The organism is endosymbiont of Lamellibrachia barhami (assembly GCF_011947365.2).
In the GTDB taxonomy this organism is placed as follows: Bacteria; Pseudomonadota; Gammaproteobacteria; order Chromatiales; family Chromatiaceae; genus QGON01.
This window is the reverse complement of record NZ_JAAVSH020000001.1, coordinates 1,294,099-1,297,664: the sequence shown is the minus strand read 5'-3', so window position 1 is coordinate 1,297,664 and position 3,566 is coordinate 1,294,099. Positions and strand designations below refer to the sequence as shown.

Here is a 3,566-nt window from a genome sequence, read left to right as displayed (position 1 = left end):
CCGAACTGCGGCTCAGGGTCATCGGGCTACAGGCCCATCCTGGAAGCCGGTTCAACTTGGTTCGGCAAGCACGGCTAACGGCAATCAAGGCACTGAAAGATCGTTTCTCCGCGAAGGAAACAAGCCGTCAATCGGTACTTTGATCTGGTTACGTATTGTTGTCAACCGCTGGAAACCGCAGTGATCCTGAATGAGATCATCCGTATATTTGTGGAACAGAAGTCGAGATTTCTTTCCGTGGAAGTCGAAAGCGACCTCGATTCGCATGACCAGCTTCCCGAGCTACGCGCCGCTATGGAAAGGGCAGAGTCCGCTCTCAATGACTTCCGCCTGAAACAGGGTCTGTGGATCTGCCGCTGGAGACACAAGCCGTCCTGAAAAGCACCGTAGCGGTTGATGCACAGACCACCGAGCTGCGGCAGAACCGGGACGAACTGCGACAAAAATTCACTGAGGCTCATCCCAGCATAGTGGCGCTGGACGCCCAACTGACGCGCCTGCGCAAAGAGAAACGCAGCCTGATTGGAAAAATCAAGGATCTGCCTGAAACACAGCAGCAGATGTTGCGTCTGTCCCGCGACGTGGAGGTTACGACAAAACTCTACACCGAGCTGCTCAAAAGTGCCCAGGAACTGCGCGTAGCGAAGGCAAGCAGTGTCAGCAACGTACAAATCATCGACCCGGCATTGACATCGGGCGAAGCGGTCAAACCCCGCAAAGCCCAGATTCTTCTCATTGCCCTGCTGGCCGGGTTATTCATTGCGGTACTGAGCGCCTTCCTACGCCGGGCATTGGAACTGAGCGTGTACGATCCGAACCAGATCGAGGCCAGGCTCGGCATTCCGGTATTTGTGACACTGCCCAACAGCAAAGCACAAAGACACCTGAAGAGACTGAAAAAGAAAAGCAGTAATGATGTGTCACTCCTGGCGGCAATGCAGCCTGACGATCCAGCAGTGGAGGGATTGCGAAGCCTGCGTTCGACCCTGAACCATGTGCTCACACAGGTACCGAACCGGCTGCTCCTGGTAACGGGACCCAAGAGCGGCGTCGGTACAAGTTTTGTGGCGGCGAACCTGGGTGTAGTACTGGCCAGTGGGGGAGATCGCGTCTGCATCATCGATGCGGATTTGCGTAATGGAAGGCTCAACCACCACTTCGGAAAAAAGAGCGACCCGGGCTTAACAGAAATCCTGCTCGGGAACCTGACACTGAACGATGCGTTGCAGAAAACCAGTATCGAGCACCTGCATCTCCTTCCCGCTGGCGGATCAGTTAATAACCCGGCGGAGCTTCTGATGAAGAAGCGCTTTGCGAAAGTGTTGGATACCATGCAGACCCATTACGACCGCGTGATCCTGGATTCCCCGCCTTTGCTTGAAGTTGCCGACGCGGTGATATTAGGCCAACACGCCGGCGCTGCCCTGCTGGTGGTGAAGGCCGGTGAGCATAACCTGTCGGAACTGGAGCACTCGGTCAAACGTCTGTCGCAGGGCGGGGTTGAACTGTGCGGAATTGTAGTCAACGGGACAAACAACGATCAACGTGACAAACACCATCCCCGGGGATGATGGGTAATTTGCACATGAATTTCCATCATCTCAATGAACACCTGATGGAGATCATCCGAGGCGCAACGACCGCCTTCGTATTAAAGATCATAGCTGCGGGGCTGGCCTTCGCACTGAATATTCTGCTTGCACGTCACCTCGGTAGCGAGGGCGTGGGTATCTATTTTCTCGCCCTGGCCATCATCACCTTCGGCAGTACCCTGGGTAAGTTCGGCACCGACATTCTGGCCATGCGGGAGATTGCCCGTCAGGCAGCAAAGGGCGACTGGTCGATGATACCGGTGCTGCACCGCCAGTGTCTGCGCATCCTCCTGACAGCATCGCTGCCGGTAGCCCTGCTGACAGCCCTCCTGTCCGACACCATTGCAGCGGATCTTTTCGGCAAACCACAACTGGCGGAGCCTCTGCTATGGATGTCTCTCGGCATCATTCCCCTGGCTATGTTCAACCTCTACGCCCACTCTCTGAAGGGACTCAAACGAATCAAAGCGGCAGTGTCCGTGCAGAGCGTCTGGCTACCGGCGCTCGCCGTCCCCGGAGTCCTGATCCTGACCCCCGCTTTCGGCGTTGTGGGAGCCGTCTGGGCCCATGTGGGAGCAGCACTCCTCACCACCGCCATCGCCATATTATTCTGGAAGGGTGCTCTGCAGGAATCCCCTGTCTCAGGTGGGCAGTCACTCCCCCCTGCCCTGCTCAGCAGCGCCCGACCGTTGCTGGTGATTGCCCTGCTGACCCTCGCGATCAAATGGTCATCGACTTTTTTTCTTGGGTTATGGGGGACAACGAGCGATGTCGGCATTTTCAACATCGCCCAGCGCACAGCTCTGCTTACAAGCTTTATTCTGATTGCGGTAAACAGCATCTCCGCACCAAAATTCGCGGAGCTGCATCAACGTGGCGACATGCAGGCACTGGAGGCCACTGCAGTGGGTGCGGCACGGCTCATGACCCTGCTCGCGCTGCCGGTTCTGGCTCTATTTCTGCTATTTCCTGACTGGGTGCTGCGGTTGTTCGGCGCCGAATTCGCAGAGGGCGGCACGATTCTCTCCATCCTTGCCCTTGGCCAGTTCGTCAATGTGGCCACAGGTTCCGTCGGCTATCTTCTGATGATGACCGGCCACGAAAAGCTGATGAGAAATAATATTATTTTCTGCGTAGCAATCAATCTGGTATTGAACCTGATACTGGTGCCGCGATTCGGGATTATGGGAGCGGCGGTGGCAACGTCCGTGACCATGGCAAGCCAGAATCTCGTTGCCGCAATCTTAGTATGGCGAAATCTGGGCATTGTCACTCTGCCCTTTACAGCACGAAAGGGTAAACGTGTAATGGATCATGGCAAGTGAACTCACGCTCTGTGAAGCCGATCGATGTAATGATAATCGGAGCCGAGAAATCGGGCACCACCTCGCTTGTTCGCTATGTCGGCAGTCACCCCCGGATCTGCACCCATGACAAACGGGAGATGAACTACTTCGTCAACGACGAGGAGTTCGAAGAGGGATATCCAGCGGCCCATGCCCGCTATTTTTCCCCCTGTACAGATACTGGGATCAGGATTATCGCCAAAAGCGTCGCTGTCAGCGGCAACCCCACCGCCGTGCAGCGTCTTCATGCACACAATCCCGGCGTACATGTGGTACTGGTGTTGCGCAACTCAATCGGCGGGCCTATTCGCCTATTGGCGCTTTGAACGTCAGAGGCTGGGAGGATTCGGCAGATTTTGAGACAGCATCGGTAGAACTGTCGGTCGATGGTGGTGCATCAGGAATGGCAGTAAGCGGTACGACTACTCAGCAGGGATCTACGCGCTGAGAGTCAGATAGCGGCGTTACAGGAGTTTTCAGCCCCCTGCAAGTACATGTATTTGCGTTGACGGAATTAAAGGAGGATCCGCTGAGCATCGTCGTGCGCTGGTGCCATTGATCGGCGTGGATGAAGCGTTTAACCTGATAATGTCGTACGCTTCAACAGGCTGGCCCCAAACCGGTCGCT

At 55.8% G+C, this 3,566-nt stretch carries 4 protein-coding genes; all 4 read left to right on the top strand.

The window, feature by feature from the left end; all coding sequences use genetic code 11:
- Positions 1–180 precede the first annotated feature (180 nt).
- The 4 genes from G9Q73_RS05800 to G9Q73_RS05785 are packed head-to-tail and all read left to right on the top strand — an operon-like array spanning position 181 to position 3,264.
- Positions 181–378 (top strand): hypothetical protein, encoded by a 198-nt coding sequence (locus G9Q73_RS05800; protein WP_177418955.1) that lies wholly within the window; start codon positions 181–183, stop codon positions 376–378.
- Complete coding sequence (locus G9Q73_RS05795; protein ID WP_177418954.1) at positions 345–1,571, top strand: polysaccharide biosynthesis tyrosine autokinase; 1,227 nt, start codon at positions 345–347, stop codon at positions 1,569–1,571. Before G9Q73_RS05800 ends, G9Q73_RS05795 begins: the two co-directional genes overlap by 34 nt.
- Positions 1,572–1,585: 14 nt before the next feature.
- Positions 1,586–2,917: a flippase gene (locus tag G9Q73_RS05790; RefSeq protein WP_177418953.1), complete on the top strand. Its 1,332-nt coding sequence runs from the start codon at positions 1,586–1,588 to the stop codon at positions 2,915–2,917.
- Positions 2,918–2,946: 29 nt separating this feature from the next.
- Complete coding sequence (locus G9Q73_RS05785; protein ID WP_177418952.1) at positions 2,947–3,264, top strand: hypothetical protein; 318 nt, start codon at positions 2,947–2,949, stop codon at positions 3,262–3,264.
- Positions 3,265–3,566: the final 302 nt, after the last annotated feature.

Coding starts and splice junctions, on each gene's coding strand:
- G9Q73_RS05790 (WP_177418953.1), top strand. CDS start 1,586: ATGAATTTCCATCATCTCAATGAACACCTGATGGAGATCATCCGAGGC.
- G9Q73_RS05785 (WP_177418952.1), top strand. CDS start 2,947: ATGATAATCGGAGCCGAGAAATCGGGCACCACCTCGCTTGTTCGCTAT.